At 45.0% G+C, this 23,558-nt stretch carries 20 protein-coding genes; 12 read left to right on the top strand and 8 right to left on the bottom strand.

Annotation, left to right across the window (positions count from 1 at the left end):
- The first annotated feature begins 62 nt into the window (after window positions 1-62).
- Entirely contained in the window at window positions 63-836 is a 774-nt protein-coding gene (gene ompR, locus RNZ41_RS09920; protein ID WP_286130670.1) for an osmolarity response regulator transcription factor OmpR, read from the top strand.
- 100 nt (window positions 837-936) lie between these two features.
- Window positions 937-2,019, top strand: coding sequence for a CobW family GTP-binding protein (locus tag RNZ41_RS09925; RefSeq protein WP_314027199.1), 1,083 nt, complete (start codon window positions 937-939; stop codon window positions 2,017-2,019).
- Between the two features lie 67 nt (window positions 2,020-2,086).
- Here the strand turns inward: RNZ41_RS09925 and RNZ41_RS09930 are convergent, their stop codons facing one another.
- On the bottom strand, window positions 2,087-2,899 hold the full coding sequence (locus RNZ41_RS09930; protein WP_314027200.1) for an NRDE family protein: 813 nt from the start codon (window positions 2,897-2,899) through the stop codon (window positions 2,087-2,089).
- A 184-nt stretch (window positions 2,900-3,083) separates the two neighbouring features.
- Between RNZ41_RS09930 and RNZ41_RS09935 the strand changes: the two genes are divergently transcribed.
- Window positions 3,084-3,818: a glycosyltransferase gene (locus RNZ41_RS09935; RefSeq protein ID WP_095356514.1), complete on the top strand. Its 735-nt coding sequence runs from the start codon at window positions 3,084-3,086 to the stop codon at window positions 3,816-3,818.
- A 52-nt stretch (window positions 3,819-3,870) separates the two neighbouring features.
- Here RNZ41_RS09935 and RNZ41_RS09940 read toward each other — a convergent pair whose 3' ends face one another.
- The gene (locus tag RNZ41_RS09940; RefSeq protein WP_314027201.1) at window positions 3,871-4,692 is read right to left on the bottom strand and encodes an enoyl-CoA hydratase/isomerase family protein; all 822 of its coding nucleotides are present in this window, start codon (window positions 4,690-4,692) and stop codon (window positions 3,871-3,873) included.
- Window positions 4,693-4,931: 239 nt separating this feature from the next.
- On the opposite strand from RNZ41_RS09940, the gene RNZ41_RS09945 reads away from it, so the two are divergent.
- The 5 genes from RNZ41_RS09945 (at window position 4,932) to RNZ41_RS09965 (ending at window position 9,640) form a co-directional block, all read left to right on the top strand.
- Window positions 4,932-5,450 (top strand): GbsR/MarR family transcriptional regulator, encoded by a 519-nt coding sequence (locus RNZ41_RS09945; RefSeq protein WP_060995248.1) that lies wholly within the window; start codon window positions 4,932-4,934, stop codon window positions 5,448-5,450.
- 174 nt (window positions 5,451-5,624) lie between these two features.
- Window positions 5,625-6,584 carry a TIGR01777 family oxidoreductase gene (locus RNZ41_RS09950; RefSeq protein WP_314027202.1) on the top strand — a complete coding sequence of 320 codons (960 nt, stop codon included), beginning with the start codon at window positions 5,625-5,627 and terminating at the stop codon, window positions 6,582-6,584.
- 18 nt (window positions 6,585-6,602) lie between these two features.
- Window positions 6,603-7,007, top strand: coding sequence for a thiol-disulfide oxidoreductase DCC family protein (locus RNZ41_RS09955; protein ID WP_314027203.1), 405 nt, complete (start codon window positions 6,603-6,605; stop codon window positions 7,005-7,007).
- Window positions 7,008-7,479: 472 nt separating this feature from the next.
- Window positions 7,480-7,800 carry a DUF485 domain-containing protein gene (locus RNZ41_RS09960; protein WP_062332725.1) on the top strand — a complete coding sequence of 107 codons (321 nt, stop codon included), beginning with the start codon at window positions 7,480-7,482 and terminating at the stop codon, window positions 7,798-7,800.
- A 187-nt stretch (window positions 7,801-7,987) separates the two neighbouring features.
- Window positions 7,988-9,640, top strand: coding sequence for a cation acetate symporter (locus RNZ41_RS09965; RefSeq protein ID WP_314027845.1), 1,653 nt, complete (start codon window positions 7,988-7,990; stop codon window positions 9,638-9,640).
- A gap of 77 nt (window positions 9,641-9,717) precedes the next feature.
- Here the strand turns inward: RNZ41_RS09965 and RNZ41_RS09970 are convergent, their stop codons facing one another.
- Window positions 9,718-10,737 (bottom strand): 5'-nucleotidase, encoded by a 1,020-nt coding sequence (locus RNZ41_RS09970; protein ID WP_314027204.1) that lies wholly within the window; start codon window positions 10,735-10,737, stop codon window positions 9,718-9,720.
- Between the two features lie 446 nt (window positions 10,738-11,183).
- Between RNZ41_RS09970 and thrS the strand changes: the two genes are divergently transcribed.
- Together thrS and infC are read left to right on the top strand one after the other, a co-directional pair.
- Window positions 11,184-13,112, top strand: a complete 1,929-nt coding sequence (thrS, locus tag RNZ41_RS09975) for a threonine--tRNA ligase (RefSeq protein ID WP_314027205.1) — start codon at window positions 11,184-11,186, stop codon at window positions 13,110-13,112.
- A 35-nt stretch (window positions 13,113-13,147) separates the two neighbouring features.
- Window positions 13,148-13,645, top strand: coding sequence for a translation initiation factor IF-3 (gene infC / locus RNZ41_RS09980; RefSeq protein ID WP_172460503.1), 498 nt, complete (start codon window positions 13,148-13,150; stop codon window positions 13,643-13,645).
- A 92-nt stretch (window positions 13,646-13,737) separates the two neighbouring features.
- On the opposite strand, the gene RNZ41_RS09985 is transcribed toward infC, so the two are convergent.
- Window positions 13,738-14,025 (bottom strand): GNAT family N-acetyltransferase, encoded by a 288-nt coding sequence (locus tag RNZ41_RS09985; protein ID WP_314027206.1) that lies wholly within the window; start codon window positions 14,023-14,025, stop codon window positions 13,738-13,740.
- Between the two features lie 286 nt (window positions 14,026-14,311).
- Here RNZ41_RS09985 and ettA point away from each other — a divergent pair, with 286 nt between their 5' ends.
- A complete protein-coding gene (ettA, locus tag RNZ41_RS09990; RefSeq protein ID WP_007117348.1) occupies window positions 14,312-15,973 on the top strand; it encodes an energy-dependent translational throttle protein EttA in 1,662 nt (553 codons plus the stop codon).
- 284 nt (window positions 15,974-16,257) lie between these two features.
- Here the strand turns inward: ettA and serA are convergent, their stop codons facing one another.
- Window positions 16,258-17,490 (bottom strand): phosphoglycerate dehydrogenase, encoded by a 1,233-nt coding sequence (serA, locus tag RNZ41_RS09995; RefSeq protein WP_135889478.1) that lies wholly within the window; start codon window positions 17,488-17,490, stop codon window positions 16,258-16,260.
- A gap of 219 nt (window positions 17,491-17,709) precedes the next feature.
- On the opposite strand from serA, the gene RNZ41_RS10000 reads away from it, so the two are divergent.
- Window positions 17,710-19,119 carry an FAD-binding oxidoreductase gene (locus tag RNZ41_RS10000; protein ID WP_313078492.1) on the top strand — a complete coding sequence of 470 codons (1,410 nt, stop codon included), beginning with the start codon at window positions 17,710-17,712 and terminating at the stop codon, window positions 19,117-19,119.
- 64 nt (window positions 19,120-19,183) lie between these two features.
- Here RNZ41_RS10000 and RNZ41_RS10005 read toward each other — a convergent pair whose 3' ends face one another.
- The 3 genes from RNZ41_RS10005 to RNZ41_RS10015 form a co-directional block, all read right to left on the bottom strand.
- Window positions 19,184-19,801, bottom strand: coding sequence for an LOG family protein (locus RNZ41_RS10005; protein WP_071586305.1), 618 nt, complete (start codon window positions 19,799-19,801; stop codon window positions 19,184-19,186).
- 356 nt (window positions 19,802-20,157) lie between these two features.
- On the bottom strand, window positions 20,158-22,551 hold the full coding sequence (locus RNZ41_RS10010) for an ATP-binding protein (RefSeq protein WP_314027207.1): 2,394 nt from the start codon (window positions 22,549-22,551) through the stop codon (window positions 20,158-20,160).
- 337 nt (window positions 22,552-22,888) lie between these two features.
- Entirely contained in the window at window positions 22,889-23,482 is a 594-nt protein-coding gene (locus tag RNZ41_RS10015; RefSeq protein ID WP_312177177.1) for a TPM domain-containing protein, read from the bottom strand.
- Between the last annotated feature and the right edge of the window lie 76 nt (window positions 23,483-23,558).

The following is a 23,558-nucleotide window of genomic DNA, read 5'->3' on the forward strand; positions in this document are numbered from 1 at the left end:
CATTCGAGTGAAAATAACATTGGTGATAGGAATATCGACGATAAAAATGAGGAAAATAATCAATGAGTGACGACATCAACCCCACTGTAGAATCTACTCCCAATCAATCAGCCGCCGGCGATATGAATCAGCGCATTTTGGTCGTTGATGATGATGCGCGCCTACGTACCTTATTGCAACGTTTCTTAGAAGACGATGGTTATATTGTACGTACTGCGCATGACGGCAACCAAATGGACAAATTGATGCAGCGTGAATTATTTTCGCTGATTGTGCTTGATTTGATGCTACCTAACGAAGACGGTATCAGTATTTGCCATCGCTTACGCGCAGAAAACTCCGATATTCCGATTATTATGTTGACCGCTAAAGGTTCCGATGCCGATCGTATCGCAGGACTTGAAGCAGGCGCGGATGATTATTTGCCAAAACCCTTTAACCCCAAAGAATTATTGGCACGTATTAAAGCCGTATTGCGCCGGCAAACGCGTGAATTGCCAGGCGCACCCAGTCAGCAAATGGAAGTGGTCGAATTTGGGTCATGGACATTAGATTTATCAACGCGCACCCTAAAACGTGATGGTAACATCGTGACCTTAACTACAGGTGAATTTAGTGTATTAAAGGCTTTGGTACAACATCCCCGTGAGCCATTAACCCGTGATAAACTGATGAATTTGGCACGCGGCCGTGAATGGGGCGCAATGGAGCGCTCAATTGATGTGCAAGTATCGCGTTTACGCCGTCTTATCGAAGATAACCCTTCGCAAGCGCGCTATATCCAAACCGTTTGGGGCGTGGGCTACGTGTTTGTACCCGATGGGGCAGAAAGCTAGACAACCGCTATTTAAGACAGCGGATTAAAAAAGCTAATTAGAAGAGCGGATTAAAAAAGCCAATTAGAAGAGCTAAGTTAACAGAGTTTAAGAAATTGTTATGATAAAACCGTTGATTGTAAATACAGCCTGTCACCTGGTGATGGGCTTTTTAGGTTCTGGTAAAACCAGTTTTATCAATGCCTGTATCACGCATTTTCAGCAGCAAGAAAAGTGGGCGATTTTGGTCAATGAAGCAGGTCAAATCGGTATTGATGAAAAGCTATTGACGAGTAGTTCTAGCCATGATTTAGCGATTCGCCAAGTATCTGGTGGCTGTATCTGCTGTACTTCGCAACTACCGCTACAAATTGCGCTCGCTCGCTTGACTTCTGAGTATAGGCCTGACCGATTATGGATTGAGCCGACAGGGCTTGCACACCCGCGCGAGCTGATTGAGCAGCTATCTGCACCGCATTGGCAAACTGCGCTGTCGCTAAAATCTGCCATCAGTATCGTCAATGCGCGTCATTGGCAAGATGCCCGTTATCGTGACAATGAAGGCTACCAAGCGCATGTGCGGTTTTGTGATGTGGTGGTGATTAATCGTTTTCATGGGTTGGATGACACCCAAAAAACCCAGCTAACCGCATGGGTCAAGGGCTTGAACCCTAAAGCAAACTTGATTTGGCAAGCAGAACAAACGCTGAGCGAAGACAATCTGCAGCAATTACAACAAGCGCTCAAGCAATCAAGCCAAGTGCTTGCCGAGCGTAGTCACTACCAACAAATTAGCTTAACGAGCTTTGCTCAGTCCCACGCTCCCTCCACCACCCAAGCCGACACCACCCAATCACCAACAGCTACCAATGATGACTTGCCATTTCGCTATCATGATGTACAAAACGGCTATCAAATCATTGGCTGGCGGGTGTCAGCCGACTGGACAATTGATATGACTGTGCTGATGGAATGGTTGTTGGCACTGCCCAACTGGCAACGTATCAAATCGGTGGTCCATATCAAACATACGCATGATGAGCAATGGCAAACCATGAATTTTACCCCTGATTCGCTCGATTTGGTGGCCTGTGAGCCACAAACCGATAACCGTATTGAAGTGATTTTTTTGGATAACACTATCGAATTGGATTTTGATAGGCTCGATACTGAGCTGATGATGATGTTTGGGCATATCAGTTAAGCTTACGGTTGATGGATAGCCCATTTTATTGTCTATTTTTTGATTTTGCGGCTGTTTTTTTCATTGATTATGTGGCGTTAACATCGGGCGTGATACGGATGATAGCGTCATTTTCAAGGTTTTTTTCTTGCATATCAAACCCTGTATGAGTGATGGTGAGCAAGCTACTCACGCGCGTCCCATAGCTACTTCCTAGCAACTTATCGAGGCGATTGGCAGGAATAAAGATGGAAGACAACACCAACTCTGTCTCCATACCTAAACCTGTATCAGGTAGCTGGGTGATAGGCGCTTGTTCACGGTCTTGCAATATCTCAAATGCCACGTTTTTCCAATTGGCTGTTTGCCAATTCTCATGCCCAGCAAGCAGCGGCAATAACTCTTGTCGTACTCGCCTGCGCAGTTTTTCCGTTTTAAACCATGCCTTATTTGGTTGACCATTGGATAACACGTATAAGCCTTTTGCCAATACCTCGATGCCATACCCTTTATTATTAAGTAGCACCGCTTGCTGCCGATCGCCGATGACTAGATTAAACCCATCGTAGCAGGGCAAATCAATTTGCCTTGCAAAAGCTAGCGGCGACCACTCACCACTTAAATAATCAACGACTAACTGACCTCGGGACGTGGCAAAGACAGGCTTATCTTTGATAATCTCTCGGTAGTTTAAAATCACCCCCCAGCGCCCATGCACAGGATCTATACCCAACCAAGTGCCACCTGCTTGCGCATCTTGCCCCGCGATGATTTTTTTTCCATTCGGCAATTGCCATTCATGCAGTACGCGTGTAGGACGCTGCAAAAATTCATCCCGATTGGATAATAGCACCAAGGGTTTATCCTCAAACAGCTGCCAAGCCAAAGCCACAATGCACATACTTCATTCCTTTTAACTAGTTACCATGCTATCGCCCATTGAATCCTGCATCAGCTCGATTACTCATTCCATAGGTTAGCACCCAAAACTTTTTTAGCAATCACCAAATCGTCATATTGTTCATTTATGATAAAAAATCTAAAAATTGCAGTTTTAAACGATTGTTGCCCTTGTGAATAAGCTTATGACGCCAATTAGCATCGTGATTATTACCCTAAACGAAGCCGAACGTATCGGTAATATTTTGCGTGACTTAGCCCAGCAAAGCTACCAAAATTTTGAAGTCATTGTGGTGGATTCCAACAGCGAAGATGACACCTGTCAAATTGCAGCCAGTTTTCGCCATCAGTTGCCCGCGATAAGCGTACATAAAATGTCAAAACGTGGCGTCAGCTTGGGTCGTAATACAGGGGCAAGCCTAGCCAAAAATGAACGAATACTGTTCCTAGATGCCGATGTGCGGTTGGATGCAGACTTTTTGCAACAAGCCAGTCAATTATTGGATAAAAAATCCTTGAAAGTAGCCGGCGTGTATATGAATGCTGACCACCTAAAACCTTGGTTTACAGTGGGTTATCTGCTGTTTAACATGGGTATTTTTGTTAGCCAATTTTTATCGCCAACAGCGGTGGGTGCCTGTATTTTTTCCAGTAAATCCGTACATGAGCAATTGGGCGGCTTTGATGAGTCTATAACTTTGTGTGAAGATTGTGACTATGTCAATCGCGCCAAAAAAATCACCCGCTATCAGATGCTACCGCTCACCTTTCGCTTTGACCCACGCCGCTTGCAGCAAGATGGCTATTTTAATACGGGCTGGAAATACCTGCATGCCAATTTATATCGTTTTTTTATTGGCGAAATCCGTGATAACAAAATCCGCTACCAGTTTGGGCATTACCATACCCCAAAAAAATAGCGTCGGTGGTGACGCTATTTTTTGCAGAGTTTTTAGGAGCTTGCCCTATGCTTTATCGTCCTTTAAACTCAGCAGGACGCTTTTGCATAAAGGCGGTAATCCCTTCTTTAAAGTCTTCACTGGTCGCCATTTGCATTTGGTAAATTACTTCTTGGTCTAGCGCGATATCTAGTCCTGCAAATGCCACTTGATTAATCGATTGCTTCATTGCCGCCAGTGCCAAGGTTGGCAAGCTCGTGAGGCGGTCGGTCAGTTTTTTCACTGCCGCATCCAGCGCATCTTGACTCACCAGCGCATTCACCAGTCCCAAATCTTCTGCTTTTTGCGCGGTGATTTGCTCACCCAACATCACAAGCTCAGTGGTTTTGGCGGCACCAATCAACTGCGATAACAGATAAATACCACCCCCATCAGGCACTAGCCCGATATTGACAAAGGCTTGTAAAAATTTAGCATTATCACTTGCGACGCGAAAATCACACGCTAACGCGATATTCATGCCTGCGCCCGCACACGCGCCATTGATACGCGCGATAATCGGCTTGCTGATTTTGCGAATACGGCGCGTGATATCCGCAATCCCAATGGTCAGACTATGCGACATTTTCAGTAGGTTTTCGCGGTTATCTGCGCCTGATAGCATCTCGCGAATATCACCACCGCTAGAAAATCCTTTGCCCGCGCCTGTAATGACAATCACTTTGGCGGCTGTGTCGTATTGTGCGTAATCAAGGGCTTGATAAAGCTCCGATTTCATCATGCTATTGAGCGCATTGAGTGATGCTGGATCATTGAGGGTAATCGTCGCAACACTATCTGCAACATCATACGTAACTTTTTGAAAGGTGGGTTGTTGTGTTTGGGTTGCCGTCATGGGTCATCCTTTTACCAAAGAAATAAATACCAAAAAAATAAAAACAATGAACCCCTTCATCTTACCGAAATTATTTTTTTTTGGGAAATAAAACGCGACTTGTAAGGTCAACAATCCAAACCCGACCACAAAATTTTTACAATTTTCAAAATTTCTGTATTGACAGAAATATATAAAAAGCTCAAAATAACTAAAAATTGATTGATTTATATCTATTTACTTATACACAGGGCTAAAAAGTGCAACTCACACCCACCATGGAAAAATTTGTCTTACATTGGGGCGAAATGGGCAATAAATGGGGCGTAAACCGTACCGTTGCCCAGATTCATGCCTTGTTGTTTTTGGCAGGCAAGCCGATGAATGCCGAAGAAATCCAAGAAACCTTAGGCGTGGCGCGTTCAAATGTGAGTAATAGTATCAAGGAATTGCAGAGCTTAAATTTGGTACAAACGGTCCATACGCTCGGTGATAGACGCGATTATTTCACCACGGGCACGGATGTGTGGGAATTGGCTAAGGTGATTGTCGAAGAACGCTATCGCCGAGAGCTTGCGCCGACGGTTGGATTCTTGGCGGATTTAATCAATGAGCCAGAATTTGCCACAGAAAGTAAAGACATACAGCAACGTATCAAAGACACCTACCAATTTGTCGATACGCTGACGAGTTGGGCGAACGAGATGCTAAAACTTTCGTCCACTACGCTCAATCGTATCCTAAAGCTTGGGGCAACGATTCAGAAGTTTGTGAAATGATGGGAAATGCTGGATTGGGACAATGACTGCAACATATCCGACTGGCAAAGTTTTAACCTGTTATGCTGTATAGTTGGCGGTTTAAGTAGTGTAATCGTTGGCAAATTGGTTTTACCAAAAAGCTAAAAATTTTACCCATAAATTTCAGTTTTGACAGAAAAAAGGAAAGAAATGATGAAAATACTTATCACAGGCGGTTCAGGATTTTTAGGCACAGCATTAACACAATCGTTAAAAACCCATGGCGTAAAAGGTGACACTGCGTCAGTCACTTGGGTATCTCGTTCTGTAGAAAAAGAGAAAACCAAAAATATCGCAGACGACGTTATTAGCTATGACGATCTTGCCAGCACCGATCAGACGTATGATGTCATCATCAATCTAGCAGGTGCGGGTATTGCCGACAGCCGTTGGACGGAGGCACGTAAGCAAGAATTGTTTGATAGTCGCCTAAAACCCACACAAGCGGTAATTGATTATATTGAGCGAGTCGGCAACAAGCCAAAACTATTGATTAGCGGCTCAGCCATCGGTTGGTACGGTATCCAAAAGGAAAACGACCCAACTGCGCTTGATGAAACCAGCCCCGTGACAAAAACCGACTTCGCTCACGAAATTTGTCAGGCATGGGAGCAGCTAGCTTTGACTGCCCAAGATGCTGCAACAGATACTGTAACAGATGCCGTAACAGATGCTGTGCCAGTTGCGATTGTGCGCACAGGGGTAGTGATGGCGCCCGAGGGGGGTATGGTTGGGCGACTGATTACCCCATTTAAAATGGGCACAGGTGGTAAGCTTGGCAATGGTCAGCAAATCATGAGCTGGATTAGCCGTACTGATTGGGTGCGTGCGGTGATTTTTATCATTGAACAAAACCTGACTCACACGCTGCCCACTGAGCAAATTTACAATTTGACCAATCCAACGCCTATTAGCAATACTGCATTTACCGATGCGATGGGCACTTGGTTGCACCGCCCTACTGTGATGACCCTGCCCGCCTTTGTGGTCAAGACCATGTTTGGTGAAATGTCGACATTACTGTTGGATGGGCAACGCGTTGTGCCTACAGCGTTACTGAATAAAGGTTTTGAATTTAACGACTTGACCGTATTAGATGCCCTAAAAAGCTAATCTTCGGAGACTGTTAATATGATTACCATGTACTATGATAATACCTGCCCTGTCTGCCGTACCGAAGCGTTGCATATGGCAGAAAAAAAACCTGACGCCATTCGCATCGTTTCGATTAATGACGCACGGGAAGAACTTGCCAAATTTGGTATTAGCGAAGATGAGGCGATGACTTATCTGTGTGTGCAAGATAAACAGGGGAACATGCAAAAAGGCATGGATGCTGTACGACTGCTATATAAAACCGCACAGCTGCCATTTGCAACCGTGTTTGAATGGCCTGTGGTGAAACAAGCCAGTGATATGATTTACCCTATTTTTGCGCGACATCGCAACCTTATACCCAACTGGATGACCCAACTTGTCTATGGTAAAGTCGCAGCAGACTGCAAAGACGGTATGTGTAGAACTCGAGGCAAATAAATGCCGTTTGGTTTAAATGGCGGTATGTACGCTCAATGATTTATTTATCATGGATAGCTTGATAATTTTTAGTGGTCATTGGGCGTTACAGTCATGATGGTGCAATCATGATTAGGCACAATGATTATTAGTCACGCTTATGAGTATCAAGTTATGTCTACTATTAACTTTGGGTGCTTTGATAACGTTGCCACTAATTTTCAACTAACATTCTACAATTTTTTTACAGTTTGAGAAAAAATAGCTAGATTTTTTAACAATTTTCATTTAATAATAGCAACTAATCAGGAAGATGAGATTGTTTGTATCATTTAAGACAATCTATTACGTTTAGCATAGCGGACTTGCTTCACCATATTGTTGTCTACTGTTATTGTCATCCAATCGCTATCTTCCTTGTCGGTTTTGACACTGATTGGTGAATCAATCATCAATGAGTTGTCTTTTTCATTCATTTACAAGGAGCGTTACCATGGATGAGGCACAAATTCAGCGCGTCATGAGTCATCCTGAATTCCAAAGCATGGCAAAGAAAAAAACTAGCCTAGGTCTTATTTTTACCATTATCACACTAGTTTTTTGGTTCGGTTATCTGCTACTCGTGGGATTTAACCCAAGCATGTTTGCTAAACCAGTTTCCGCAGGTTCGATGACGCCTGTAGGTTTTTATATTGTCGTAGCTTTCATCATTTTTGTACCACTCATCACTTGGATATATGTCAAAAAAGCAAACGGCGAATTTGACACGATGACTCGTAAAGTCATCGACGATATCAACAGTGGTAAAGTATAACTACACAGGGATTGTGTTAGGTTTTCATTTGTAAAATTGTGGGGCTGATAATCATTTTGACATCAGTTCTGACATCAGTTTTGACACCATGGAGGGTGGCATGTTACAACAACAGTATAACAGCGTGACTGTTAAAGGCTTGGGCAAGCGTATCGGCAAGGTTTCAACCGCCGCAAGCTTGACGCTAATGGGTCTGATGGCACAGATGCCAGCATGGGCAGCGGGTGCCCTTGAAGGCGAAGTAAAAAAACAACCGCTGAATATTTCAGCCATTATCATGTTCTTGATTTTCGTTTTGGCAACACTCGGTATTACTTACTGGGCGTCAAAACAAAACAAAACCGCTAGCGACTTTTATACCGCGGGCGGCGGTATCTCAGGTACCAAAAACGGAATCGCCATTGCCGGGGACTATATGTCAGCGGTAACCTTTTTGGGGTTATCGAGTATGGTTTTTACCGTCGGTTATGATGGCATGATTTATACCCTAGCCTTCTTGATTGGCTGGCCAATTATTTTATTCTTAATCGCTGAGCGGCTGCGTAACTTGGGTAAATTTACTTTTGCCGATGTGGCATCTTATCGTTTTTCCCAAACTCCTGTACGTATTTTTGCTGCATCCGGTACCTTGGTCGTCGTTGCACTATATTTGGTTGCGCAGATGGTTGGTGCGGGTAAATTGGTTCAATTATTATTTGGATTAGATTATATTTACGCAGTTATCATCGTTGGTGTATTAATGATGGTTTACGTATTGTTTGGGGGTATGCTAGCCACCACTTGGGTGCAGATTATCAAAGCTATTTTGCTGATGTCAGGTGCGACTTTCATGGCATTTATGGTGATGAGCCATGTTGGTTTTAGTTTTGACAAATTATTTAAGTCAGCAGTGGCGATTCATGATAAGCATGAAGCGATTTTGTCGCCTGGTAAATTGGTTAATAATCCCATTGAATCTATCTCATTAGGTTTGGGTCTATTGTTTGGTACAGCAGGTTTACCCCACGTATTGATGCGTTTCTTTACGGTGCCAGATGCCAAACAAGCCCGTAAATCGGTACTGGTTGCCGCTAGCTGTATTTCTTACGTGTATTTTATGATCGTTCTTATTGGTTTGGGTGCTATCGTTATCCTAGCTGAACATCCAGATTATTTTACGACAGTGGTGAAAAATGGCGTAAGCTCACAAGCACTCATCGGTGGTGCCAACATGGCAGCGATTCACTTATCCCATGCCGTGGGTGGTAACTTATTCTTAGGCTTTATCTCGGCTGTTGCTTTTGCAACTATCCTAGCGGTTGTGGCAGGTTTGACGTTATCAGGCGCCTCAGCGGTCAGCCATGACTTGTATGCTAGTGTTATCAGAAAAGGTCAAGCGAGACCTGAAGAAGAGATGCGTGCATCAAAAATTACCGTGGTTGCATTAAGTTTATTGTCAATCGTGACCGGTATTATCTTTGAAAACCAAAACCTTGCGTTCATTGCAAGTTTGGTATTTGCGGTCGCGGCATCGGCTAACTTCCCGATTCTTTTGTTAGCGATGTTCTGGCGTGGTCTAACCACTCGTGGTGCGGTAATCGGTGGGTTTGCAGGCTTAGCAGTCGCAGTGTTACTGATTATCTTAGGACCTGCGGTTTGGGTAGATATCATGAAACACGAATCACCGGCTTTCCCATACAAAAACGTGGCGTTATTTAGTATGCCTGTGACCTTCATTCTAGCGTGGATTGCATCTATCACTGACAACTCACCACGCGCTCAGCTAGATAGAAAAGGCTTTGATGCACAGTATGTACGTTCATTAACCGGTATCGGTGCGTCAGGTGCATCTGACCACTAACCCAATGTTCAATAATAAATACCGCTTACCATAAGCGGTATTTTTTTATATTGGGTTTTTTATAAAAGCTACTAATTTTATCCTTGATGAATCTCTACAAGGTTTTGGCTTGCCGTGGCATCAGCTTGTTTGACATACAATTTTGATTTTGAACTGTAAGGCACTAGCCCTGAGGGTACGACGCCTTTAGCAGATTCGTAATTATGAATGGAGTCATCGAAGAAAATATGCGGGGCAAAGGTTTGCAGTACATGGCGTTTATCCAAGCCACCTAAAAAGAATGCCAAATCCACATTGACGCCCCAATCACGCAATGTCTTAATCGCGCGCAAATCAGCAGGCGCATTGCGTGCGGTCACCAGTGCAATTTGAATCGGTGGATGCTTGATTTTAGCAGGCAGGCGTTTTTGTAGTTTAGAGAGTTTAATTAAAAAATCCGCATACGGGCCTTTATTCATCGGCACATCACTCATTTTGGCTTCATAATCATGAAACGCTTTGAGTCCTTGCTGGCGCGACAATAGTTCCCCTGCTTCATCAAATAACACGGCATCGCCATCAAATGCAATGCGTAGTTGATTGGTGTCTAGCTCTTTCATATCAATGGGCGGCGCATCCAAAATCGCGCAGGCACACACGCCTGCATCGGTGACTTGCTGGGCATCGTCATGATTGGTGGTCAAAAACAAATCCACCTTAAAATCTGCCACATAATCCGCCACCCCTTCGCCTGAAGTAAATGCCGAGCGACTAATCGGTAGTCCATGACTACGCAGCGCATTTAATACTTGAATGCCGGTATCTGGGCTGTTTTTTGACATAATCACCACTTCAACCATAGGCGCAGCGATGCCCTCGCCCTTGTCATCGGCTGCACAATGCTGATTGAGATTGAGTAAGGCTTTGATAAGCGGATAACCCGTCCCAGTTTGCAATGGGTCATTTTCGCGTTCAATCATATAGCTGCGAAATTTATCAATCGCCGTTTCTGGATCTTCGGTTAACGCTTGTTGAAAAAACCGCTCAGACTCTGATAGGTCAAACAATGCCGTGGCAGAGACCGCCACAATTAATGTGTTGGAAAAATCAACTGACATAAAAATGCCCTTAATCAATCGTATTGTTATGAAGCATAGCACTCACTATGCTGTAGTTATATAAGTTTTGCCACGGGTAATCTAGATTATTCCTGTAACTTGTTGGTGTAAAGGCGCACAGTTTAGTGTCAAGACACCCAGTCAAATTGCAGATACCAATCATTAGCTGTCGACTATTACAGTATTTTTTTACACGGCTATCGTGAGCTGCCTCATTTTCTGTCATCACTGCAAGCAATTCAATCAGCAAGTTGGTTTCATCACCGCAATTTGCTATAATATCTTGTTTACGCTTTTTGCAAAGCGACGAATTCATGGGATTGTAATGCCTATCGAGACACGGTAAGTCTGGATTGGCAGAGTTTTTCCCTTTTTTTATTCCCATCTCTCACGGTTACATGACCGATAGTAACGGTCATCACTGCCAAAGGACAACAGGAGCAATTATGGTAGCCATTACCTTACCAAACGGCGATATTAAACAATTTGATGGGCAAACGTCAGTCATGGAAGTGGCGCAAAGTATCGGCGCAGGGCTTGCCAAAGCCACCGTTGCAGGACGTGTCAACGGCAAATTAGTTGATGCGTGTGACCCGATTAGCGAAGACGCCAGCGTTCAAATCATCACGCCAAAAGACGAGGAAGGTGTGGAAATCATTCGCCACTCGACCGCTCACTTACTGGGTCATGCTGTCAAACAGCTGTATCCTGAGGTAAAGATGGTTATCGGTCCTGTGATTGAAGAGGGTTTTTATTACGATATCTACAGCGAGCGCCCGTTTACGCCAGAAGACATGGAAAAAATCGAAGCGCGCATGACGCAATTGATTAACCAAGATTACGATGTTATCAAAAAAATGACACCGCGTGACGAGGTTATCAAAGTATTCCAAGACCGTGGCGAGACTTATAAATTACGTCTTATCGAAGATATGCCGAATGAAACCCAAATGGGTTTATACTATCACCAAGAATATGTTGATATGTGCCGTGGACCACACGTGCCCAATACCCGTTTCTTAAAAGCCTTTAAACTCACCAAAATGAGTGGTGCCTACTGGCGCGGTGATGCCAAAAACGAGCAACTTCAACGTATTTACGGTACCGCTTGGGCAGATAAAAAAGACCTAAAAGCCTATATCCAGCGTATCGAAGAAGCGGAAAAACGCGACCACCGTAAAATCGGTAAAGCGCTTGATTTATTTCACATGCAAGAAGAAGCGCCTGGTATGGTGTTTTGGCATCCCAATGGCTGGACGATGTGGCAAGTGCTTGAGCAGTATATGCGAAAAGTACAAAAAGATAACGGCTATCTTGAAATCAAAACCCCGCAAATCGTCGATAGAAGCCTATGGGAAAAATCAGGTCACTGGGAAAATTATGGCGACATGATGTTCACCACCCACAGTGAAAAACGTGACTATGCCATCAAGCCGATGAACTGCCCGTGTCATGTGCAAGTGTTCAATCAAGGGTTAAAATCTTACCGTGACTTGCCATTGCGTCTTGCTGAGTTTGGCTCATGCCACCGTAATGAGCCGTCAGGTTCACTCCATGGCATCATGCGGGTACGTGGCTTTACCCAAGATGACGCCCATATTTTTTGTAGTAATGAGCAAATCAAACAAGAAGCCCAAGACTTTATCAAGCTTACCCTTGATGTGTATAAAGACTTTGGTTTTGATGACGTGCAAATGAAACTCTCGACTCGCCCAGAAAAACGGGTCGGTGCTGACGAACTGTGGGACTTGGCAGAAAAAGACTTAGCGGACGCATTGGATAATGCCGGGCTTGATTGGCAGTATCTGCCAGGGGAAGGCGCATTTTATGGACCCAAAATCGAGTTTAGCCTTAAAGACTGTCTTGGCCGGGTATGGCAATGCGGTACACTGCAGCTTGACTTTAACTTGCCAGAGCGACTAGGTGCGGAGTTTGTCAATGAGCAAGGCGAACGTGAGCGCCCTGTGATGCTCCACCGTGCGATTTTGGGGTCATTTGAACGCTTTATCGGTATGCTCATCGAGCATTACGCCGGCTGGATGCCAGTCTGGCTTGCACCGCAGCAAGTTGTGGTGATGAACATTACCGACAACCAAGCGCCAGCCTGTCAAAAAGTCGCCGAACAGTTGAATCAAGCCGGACTTCGTGTCATCACCGATTTGCGTAATGAGAAAATTGGTTTTAAAATTAGAGAACGCACCCTTGAACGTATTCCTTATATGATTGTCATGGGTGATAAAGAAGTAGAAAGCAACCAAGTTAACGTCCGTACTCGTGAAGGTGACAACCTTGGCGTGATGAGTATCGATGCCTTTATCGACTTGGTTAACCAAGCGACCGCCCAAAAAGGGCGTGTCAAATCAAAAACAGCGTAGGAGTAAGTATTATTAAGAGTTCAAACCGATTAGACATCAACGAGGAAATTCGTGCCAAAGAGGTACGCTTAGTCAAAGAAGACGGCGAACAAGTTGGTGTTGTGGATATAAAAACGGCTTTGCAGGCCGCCCGTGATGCTGAGTTGGATTTGGTCGAGATAGTACCAGACGCTCAGCCTCCTGTTGCCAAAGTGATGGACTACAGAAAATATCTGTACGACCAAAAACAAAAAGCCAAAGAAGCCAAAAAGAACCAAAAACAAACGCAGCTTAAAGAAATCAAATTGCGTCCTGGTACGGAAGAAGCCGACTATCAAGTCAAACTTCGTAAAATCCGTGAGTTTTTGGAAGACCAAGACAAAGTCAAAGTCACCATTCGCTTCCGTGGTCGTGAGATGGCTCACCAACAAATTGGCTTGCAGCAGCTTGAAAAAGTCATTGCCGATACAACCGATGTTGCCAATGTTGAACAACAACCAAAAGTTGAAGGCCGCCAAATGGGTATGCTACTTGGACCTACCAAGAAAAAATAATCAGCAAACCCGACTCTATAAAAAAACCACATCAATATATGTGGTTTTTTTATTGGCGTATTAACCAATTGATAAAATGTTAAGCTTTTAAATCACTGTATTTTTAAATCATTGTATTCGGGGTGTTTCTGTAGATAGCTTGCCACGTAAGAGCAGGCTGGCACGACTTTTTTACCTTGCTTGCGGGCGTAGTCTAGCGCGTGCTTGGTCAACGCCCCTGCAATGCCGCGCCCACCAATGGCGTCTGGTACAATGGTATGGTCATATACGATGACATCACCATTATCCACATAGCTGATGTAAGCAGTAGTGCCGTCAACGGTGGTTTCAAAACGCTGGGACTGCTCGTTATGGTGAATAGATAATTGTAAATCCGACATGGTTGTCTCCTTGTGTATTTTTTTGTCTACTATGCTATCTGTGACTTAGTTATTTGTCGCTTGGTTATTTGCCGTTTGATAGTAGCACAGCCACTGTCCATGGCTTGTAAAAGTTTTTGCCTATTCGGTATGGGCTTTGCAAATGATTTTTCGCTAGGCTTTTACCTTGCCCCACCCTGTTAACAATGCGATAATAAGCGGTTAAATCTTACCATTTTTCAAATTTTTTGGCGTGGATGATACGCCTTACCTTCACTTGCTATTAGCTAACTTAAACAGGAAAAACATGGCTCAATATATTTATACCATGAACAAGGTATCAAAAATTGTTCCACCCAAACGGGAAATCCTAAAAGACATCAGCCTGTCTTTTTTCCCCGGTGCAAAAATCGGCGTGCTGGGTCTCAACGGTGCCGGTAAATCAACCTTGCTTAAAATCATGGCAGGTGTGGACACCGAGTATAACGGTGAAGCGCGTGCCCAAGCGGGTATCAAGATTGGCTACCTTGCCCAAGAACCGCAGTTAGACCCTGCCAAAGATGTGCGTGGCAATGTGGAAGATGGTGTGCGTGAAGCCCTAGACGCATTGGCACGGCTTGATGAAATTTACGGCGAATATGCCCTACCCGATGCTGACTTTGACAAACTTGCCGCCGAGCAAGGTAAGATGGAAGACATCATCCAAGCGTGGGACGCCCATAACTTAAACAACCAGTTAGAAAAAGCCGCCGATGCGCTGCGCCTACCCGCGTGGGATGCCGACGTGAGCAAATTATCGGGTGGTGAAAAACGCCGCGTCGCCCTGTGCCGTCTATTGCTATCCAAACCTGATATGCTGCTATTGGACGAACCGACCAACCATTTGGATGCCGAATCAGTCGCTTGGCTTGAGCATTTCTTAAAAGATTATAGCGGCACCATCGTGGCGATTACCCATGACCGCTATTTCCTTGATAACGTTGCCGAGTGGATTTTGGAGCTTGACCGTGGCTATGGTTACCCTTACCAAGGTAACTACACCGAGTGGCTTGAGCAAAAAAATAAACGCCTAGAGCAAGAGCAAAAGCAAGAAGAAGCCTTTGCCAAAGCGCTGAAACAAGAGCTTGAATGGGTGCGTAAAAACCAAAAAGGCCAGCAAGCCAAATCAAAATCTCGCTTGCAACGTTTTGAGGAATTAAACTCCAAAGAATTCCAACAGCGTAACGAAACCGCTGAAATCTACATTCCACCAGGACCACGTCTTGGCAACAAAGTCATTGAAGTCAACAACATCAGTAAATCATTTGGTGACCGTTTGCTATACGAAAACCTATCCTTCACTGTGCCACCGATGGCGATTGTGGGGATTATCGGACCCAATGGTGCAGGTAAAACAACCTTGTTCAACATGATTACAGGCAAAGACAAGCCAGACACGGGCACAGTTGAAGTCGGTGAATCGGTAAAAGTGGCGTATGTGGGACAGGTACGTGATGAGCTAGACGACAAAAAAACCGTATGGGAAGAAGTCTCCGACGGTCTTGATATGATTACTGTGGGCGAATACACCACGCCTAGCCGTGCCTATATCGGACGCTTTAACTTTAAAGGTCAAGACCAACAAAAACTGGTCGGTAGCCTGTCGGGTGGTGAGCGTAACCGTCTGCAACTTGCCAAAACCTTAAAACAAGGGGCAAACGTGCTGTTACTCGATGAGCCATCGAATGACCTTGATGTTGAGACGTTGCGCGCGCTTGAAGATGCGGTGGAAGTATTCCCTGGTACGGTGATGGTGGTGTCGCATGACCGCTGGTTCTTAGACCGTATTGCCACCCATATTTTGGCGTTCGAGGATGAAGGCCCGATTTGGTTTGATGGTAACTACTCAGAGTTTGAGGCGTATCGCAAAAAACAATTGGGCGCGGATGCTGAGCCAAAACGCATGAAATATAAAAAGATTGCGAAATAGTTAGCGATTTCTGACCTATAATTTATGCTATATTAACCCTACTCAAGCGATTTGAGTGGGGTTTTTTAATCGTTTTTGATACAACAAAATTAGTACCACCCATTGCAATTTTGGATAAGGCAACCTTAACAATGATGTTGGAAGGCTTAAGCAGTACGCCACTCTATCATGCGTTATGACACGTTTTAAACAAGTTAGGCTGATACGCTATTTATGCCATCATTTAGCAACCAAAAATAAAAAAAGGACGTATTCAATACGCCCTTTTTTTTCAAAAAACCTTATTAAAACAACACCCGCACCCGAATGGTTTCTGGGATATTTTTGAGTGCTTCAACCGCTTGCGCAGAATCGCCGCTACCGACATCCATCACCAAATACCCCACATCTTCTTCAGTCATCAGGCTTTGGGCAAAGATATTGATATTGGCATCGGCAAAGGATTTGTTAATCTGTGACAACACGCCAGGCACGTTTTGGTGAATATGGAGCAGACGATGCGTGCCTTCTTTTTGCGGCATACTAACATTTGGGAAGTTCACAGACGTTGCAGTATCACCCATATCAGAGTAACGCACAAATTTTTCTGCCACTTCAAGACCGATATTGGCTTGGGCTTCTTGGGTTGAGCCACCGATATGCGGTGTCAAAATCACATTGTCAAACGCGCGCAGTGGTGATTCAAATTCTTCATCCGCTGATTTTGGCTCTTTGGGGAACACGTCAATCGCCGCGCCCAAGATATGACCACTTTCCAGGGCTGCTGCTAGCGCATCAATATCCACACATTTGCCACGCGCCGCATTAATAAGATGCGCGCCTGGCTTCATAGCAGCCAATTCTGTGGCGGTAATCATATTACGCGTGCTTGGCAAATCTGGTACATGCAAGGTGACGACATCGGCTTTACCAAGCAGTTCTTCTAGACTTCCCACTTGGGTGGCGTTGCCCAATGGCAATTTGGTGACCACATCATGATAGATGACTTTCATACCAAGGCTTTCAGCGAGTACCGATAACTGAGTACCAATAGAGCCATAACCCACGATACCCAAAGTTTTGCCGCGCACTTCATAGCTGTCTTTGGCAGATTTGTTCCAGCCGCCACGGTGTACCACCGCATTTTTTTCAGGGATACCGCGCATCAGCATGATGATTTCGGCAAGGACAAGCTCCGCGACAGAGCGGGTGTTAGAGTAAGGGGCGTTAAAGACAGGGATACCCAGTTCACGGGCAGCTTCCAAGTCCACTTGGTTGGTGCCAATACAAAAACAGCCAATGGCGATGAGCTTTTCGGCTTTTTCTAAAATATCGCGGGTCAAATGGGTGCGAGAACGAATGCCGATAAAATGGGCGTCTTTGATTTTTTCGCTAAGCTCTTCAGGGTCTAAGGCGGTTTTGATATTCTCAACATTGTGATAACCCGCCTCTGACAGCACTTTAAACGCATTGTCATGCAAGCCTTCAAGCATCAAAAAGCGGATTTTGTCTTTCTCAAGTGATAGATTTTGTGCCATAACAACCCCTAGTCAGTATTTTTAGTCAATTATCCTATCACACTTGCCGGGTTTTTTGTGGTGAAATTCCCGCAAGATGGCATGATTTTTTTGTCTTATGGGTAAAAAATTCTTCATCAATCGCCAGTGTTTTTGTCAAAATTTATGCCGTTAGTTATGCTATGATAGAGCCTCAAAAACCTTTTCAATCTGTCTAAAAATATGGGTAAAAGCCACACCATGACTGCTAATCAGACCGCCATCAATACGCTCATTGAACAACTACGCCAGCAAGGATTTGACGACAGCCAAATCAAAACCGATGCGGACAGTTTGGGCTTTTGGGGCAAAGATTGGACCAAGCATTTTGAACCCAATGCCAGCGCCATTGTCTTCCCAAAATCCACCCAGCAAGTGCAAGCCATCGTCAAGCTATGTAATACGCTAAACATCGTCATTACCCCAAGCGGTGGTCGTACCGGTCTATCTGCAGGGGCGGTTGCCGCCAATGGCGAGGTGGTAATTAGCCTTGATAAAATGCACCAAGTATTGGGCTTCTACCCTGCAGACCGTATGGTGGAAGTGGAAGCCGGTATTGTCACCAAAGCGCTGCAAGACTTTGCTGACAGTCAAGGGTTATACTATCCGGTGGACTTTGCGTCAGCCGGTTCAAGCCAGCTTGGTGGCAATATTGGCACCAATGCCGGCGGTATCAAAGTCATCAAATACGGCATGACCCGCAACTGGATATTAGGTCTTACCGTAGTGACAGGTAAAGGCGATATTTTGCATTTGAACAAAGGCATGATAAAAAATGCCACCGGTTATGACTTGCGTCATTTGTTTATCGGAGCAGAAGGCACCTTAGGCATTGTCACTGAAGTGCAAGTCAAGCTAGAGCGTCAGCCCAAAAACCTAACTGTCATGGTGCTTGGCGTGCCAGAGTTTGCCAATATCATGCAAATCTTGTCAGCCTTTCAAAGCAAAATGGATTTGACCGCGTTTGAATTTTTTGATCATGTCGCAGTTGATAAATTACTTGCCACAGGGCATGTACAAAAACCGTTTGAAACCGATGCGCCATTTTATGCGCTACTCGAATTTGAAGCGCCCTACGAGCCGATTATGGACATGGCGATGCAGATTTTTGAAGACTGTATGAGCGAAGGCTGGGTGCTTGATGGGGTGATGAGCCAATCGATTCACCAAGCCCAAGAACTATGGAAACTGCGCGAGTATATCTCTGAGACCATCTCGGTATTTACCCCGTACAAAAATGACATCTCCGTGCTCATCAGCCGCGTGCCAGAGTTTATCGCGGATATCGATGCCATTGTTAGCCAAAACTATCCGGATTTTCAAGTGTGCTGGTTTGGGCATATCGGCGATGGTAATTTACACTTAAATATTTTAAAACCAGAAAACCTTAGCAAAGACGAATTTTTTGAAAAATGCCAAGTGGTCAACAAGTACGTGTTTGAAACGGTGCAAAAATACAACGGCTCTATCTCAGCGGAGCATGGCGTGGGTATGACCAAAAAGCCGTATCTTAATTACACTCGTCCTGATGAAGAAATTGATTATTTACGCGCCATCAAGCAAGTGTTTGACCCCAATGGGATTATGAATCGTGGTAAGATTTTCGACTAGATAACCAAAAAAAGGATACAAAAAAAGACCTTTAACTGAGGTCTTTTTTTTGTCTCTCACATGGTTAGATTTTATTCACATTCATCGTGTCTGGCATGTTGACAATCGGTTTAAGTAGTTCAATGGCATCGGCGACAGTATTACAAACGATTAATCGTTGTAAATCTTCTGGTTTCATAAAACCTTGCTCAGCGGTAAACTGTAGATGTTCAACCAATTTGTCATAAAAACCATTGATATTGAGAATAATCATCGGCTTTTCATGTTGATATAGCTGTCGCCAAGTGGCAATTTCCATGATTTCTTCAAGCGTGCCAAGCCCACCTGGCAAGGTGATAAAGGCACTGGCGTACTCTGCCATGATGGCTTTACGGGTATGCATGGTATCGGTCAAATGCAAACGCGTCAAACCCCCATGCGCCACTTCTCGATCCATCATAAACTCAGGAATCACGCCCACGGCAATGCCGTTTTTTTCAATTACACCATCGGCAACCGCGCCCATACAGCCAATCACCGCACCGCCATACACCAGACCTAACCCCGCTTCAACCAACCCCCTACCCAACTCATGCGCCGATTGGACATAGACAGGGTCATTGCCTTTGCGAGAGCCGCAATACACAGCGACTAAGGGAACATCAATATCATGAAGTTTGACAATTTGTGCAATATCGCTCATTTCTTTACTAGTAATAATATCTACGGGTGTCATGCTTTTTCCTTTTAATGTGTTGTCATTATAGGCTACTCATCCTACAAATTGGTGAACGCATCCTAGGCGCAGCGTATCTCATTTTGGCTACATTTGGCGCATAGGCATTATAATTGGTGCAGTTGGCAAAAAATAAAGCAATGGCTGTTAAAAAGCCATCAAGTAGATATCCTAATAAGTATGATGGGCATCGGCAGCGATGCCATTGCTGCCGGCATAGATGTTGGCGAGAAAATATTGGGCTTGCTGTTCGTATTCAGACGTTGGGGGCATACCGCATTCCGCGAAATTTGATGGGGTCAAAAGGTTTATATTGCGTCTGTTTATAGCGGCTGATACAACACGCCGACCAACAACACCGTGATATCCTTCGCTGCTGGGGTAATCTGTACAATATCAAGTGCTATTGATTGAGCATCATACGTGGTTGCCAAGCTGTCGATTTGGCTTTGTAACTGCTGCCCAATGCTGTCTAACTCCTGTTGCAGCTGCTGACGAATCGCATCAAGCTCTGCGACGGTTTGTTTGTTGGCATTGATATCGCCCACCGAGTTCATGGCACGTTTGACATTATTGATATTGGTCTGTGACAACGCTTTGCGCCCCATAAACGCGCCTAAGACCGCAGAGCCAATACTGACCCCTGCATCCAGCCAGCCTTTGCTTGACTCAGCGGCTTGTTGTTGGTATTTTTCATTGGCGGCTTGCAGTTTTTTGGCTAGCACGTCTTGTTTTTTAGCAAAGCTATCACGCAGCTGGGCAATGGCGATATCACGCTGTTCATGCAGCGGTACGATGAGCCGATTGCGGAAGGCTTCTTCGCTCTCTGCCACTTCGCTATACAGCTTTAAACTATCGACATACCACAGGTTTAACACTTGCTGCTGACGGATGGCTTCTTTCACCGCTTTTTCCCAAGTTTTCCATGATGCCTTGTCGAGCGCTTGGGTAGGCAGTTGTTTGAGCACAGCGGGTTGGTGCGGAGCCGATTGTAACTGCTCAAAGGTCAAATCACTTAAAATCGCTTGATGCCAATCTACCACCAACGGCGGCTCACCAAATGCTGTGGTTAATAATAGCTGCTGCTGACTTTGAGCGCCTGATTTTTTGTCATTAAAAAATACCCGCGCATAGGCAAAGGCAGTAGGCTCATAGAAGGTTTGACCATCGCCCGCCCCGTCTTTGGGTGCATAATACAAGCCCACATCTTTGGGCAAGGCCGGCGGCTGACTCATGGTGCTTGCTAATGGATTGATGGCAGGCGTGGTGGCTTGCGCTTGCGCTGGGTCGGTAGGTGCAATCGCTTGGCTATTGGCTTTGAGCTGTGCTATGGCTTGTTTGCTAAGCGGCCCTGATAGGTAGTTGAGCGTGAAGCGGGTGCTAAAAATCACAGGGCTAGCATCATGCACATTGTGCAGTAAAAATTGGCGTTTACCGAGTTTATCAAACCACGCATTGAGCGCCGCTTTGTCCAGTCCACTGCTGCCGCTGGCAGAGAGCAAGCCATCCATCACCCGTTCACGGTCTTGGGCAGTCTGCAACCGTCCGATAAACCAAGTACCCGCGTTGGATAATGCTTTGTAGTCCAAGTCCACTGGGTTTTGGGTCGATAACACAATCCCCAAACCAAATGCACGCGCTTGTTTTAGTAGGGTCAACAGCAATACTTTGGTCGGTGGATTGCCAATCGGCGGTAAATAGCCAAACACTTCATCCATGTACAAAATTGCCCGCAAGGTTGAGGTGCCTTGCTGACGGCGCATCCAGCCCAATAAATTGGTGAGTAACAAGGTGACAAAAAATAAACGCTCATCATCGGATAGATGGGCAATATTGAGCACACTGGTTTGTGCTTTGCCATTTTTATCATAAAACAGTGCGCCAGCATCCAGCGGCATGCCTTTAAGCCAGCTGGCAAAACTCGGTGATGCCAAAAGCCTATTGAGCTTCATCGCCAGTGCGCTACGGTCTTTATCCGCAAATACTTGTGACAGCGGCAGGATGCCGATTTTGTCAAACGCTGGCGTTTGGATTTGGGTAATCAAATCCACCAAGGTTAAAGTTTGGTTATTGTCCCAGGCGTTTTTAAGTAGCTGTGCCAAAAACACATGCTCGGGTGCAAGGTTATCCCCATCGACTTTTAATAGCACCAACAGTGCCGACACTGTCGCATCGATATACTCCGCATAGCTTTCGCCATCATTTTTGACACTATCGGGCGGCGGGACGAGATTGCCAAGTAGGGCAATGGGTAAGCCATTCTCGCTACCTGGGGTATAGACACTGACACGATTGGCGGCTTTGAGTGCTTGCACACGCTCTGGGGTTTGAAAACTGTTGCCAAGCCCTTGTTGCCAGTTGGCTGCGGTTTGCTTGGCAAACTCTGCCACACTCATACCCGCTTGACTTGCCATGCCGCTATCAATCCACGGCTCAAAGTCACTGGCTGCCAAATTTGGGAACGTCAATGCCAAATTGCCCAAGTCACCTTTGGGGTCAATCGCAATCACCGGAATATTATCCAGCGCAGCTTCTTCCAGTAAGCTAATCCCCAAACCCGTCTTACCCGAGCCCGTCATCCCGATAATCACCGCATGGGTTGTTAAGTCAGCTGCGTCATATAGGGTTGCTTGACCTTGTGTAGACTCTGGGTACACGTCTTGACCGAGATAAAATTGACCGATACTATCAGCAATATTATTGGTGAGCGTTGGCATGGGATTCCCTCAAAATTTTTATAAGTAATGATTTATCGCCAACATGACGACTGGTCTAATTGTCTAACTGCCTAACTGCCTAATTGTCTAACAAGCTGAGTGGCGGTATGTCGGTTTCATTATAGGTAAAATTTTATCATTTCGCCTAGCAAAATTTGTCGATTCTTTTGTCGAGACTTAACACAATTTTTTAGCGCCAAAAAGATAATGCTTGCTACCAAATTTTGAAGTTTACCCGCTTACTGTTGGGTATTAAAAGCTGAGCAATAAAAAAAGCGATGGGTGACATCGCTTTTGGTGGGATTGCATCATCGCACTATGCTAATTAAGTTTAAAACTACTTTATAAAAATCATTTTGTCAGCGATTTCGTTGCCGCTTGGGTCATTGTCTAATTGGTAATATTGACGAAGCAATTGCCCCACATCACCCAATAGCGCAACCAAGCTATCAATGTGTCGATTAGCTTTAATACCTTCGATAGCCTTGTCGCACATCGCTTGCCACATAGTTGGCATCACATGGCTATTGATGCCTCTATCGGCGACAATCTCCAGACGCCGCTCACAGATATTAAGATATACCAACACCCCAGTATTATCCTGCGTATCCCAGACGCGATAATCCCCAAAAACTTCGATCGCTCTGTCTCGGCTGTTTTGTAGCCGTGCGGACGAAATGGGCAAATGATTCTCAATCACTAGCACCACTTCGCCGCGATGCCCTTGCTCAGCTTCGGTAATTGCTTGGTTTAGCTGTTGTTGGGCGCTGGGCGTTAACCAGCGATTGTGCAGGCTAGGTATAAACGCAACTTGACGCCACCATCTAGCCCAACTTGGCACAGTGGAAGTCACTGTCGCCATCGGTGAGGTGTAAGCAATGGTTTCTTCGTTGGCACCATTCGTTGCAGTTATTGGGTCATTTGTGCTCATGAAAATTCCATAAAAAATAATGAAGTATATAGTTGATGATAAGGGGTAAATTTAAAATAATTTTTAATAACTAGCC

It is taken from the genome of Moraxella sp. DOX410, assembly GCF_032248735.1.
GTDB classification, from domain to species: Bacteria; Pseudomonadota; Gammaproteobacteria; order Pseudomonadales; family Moraxellaceae; genus Faucicola; species Faucicola tetraodonis.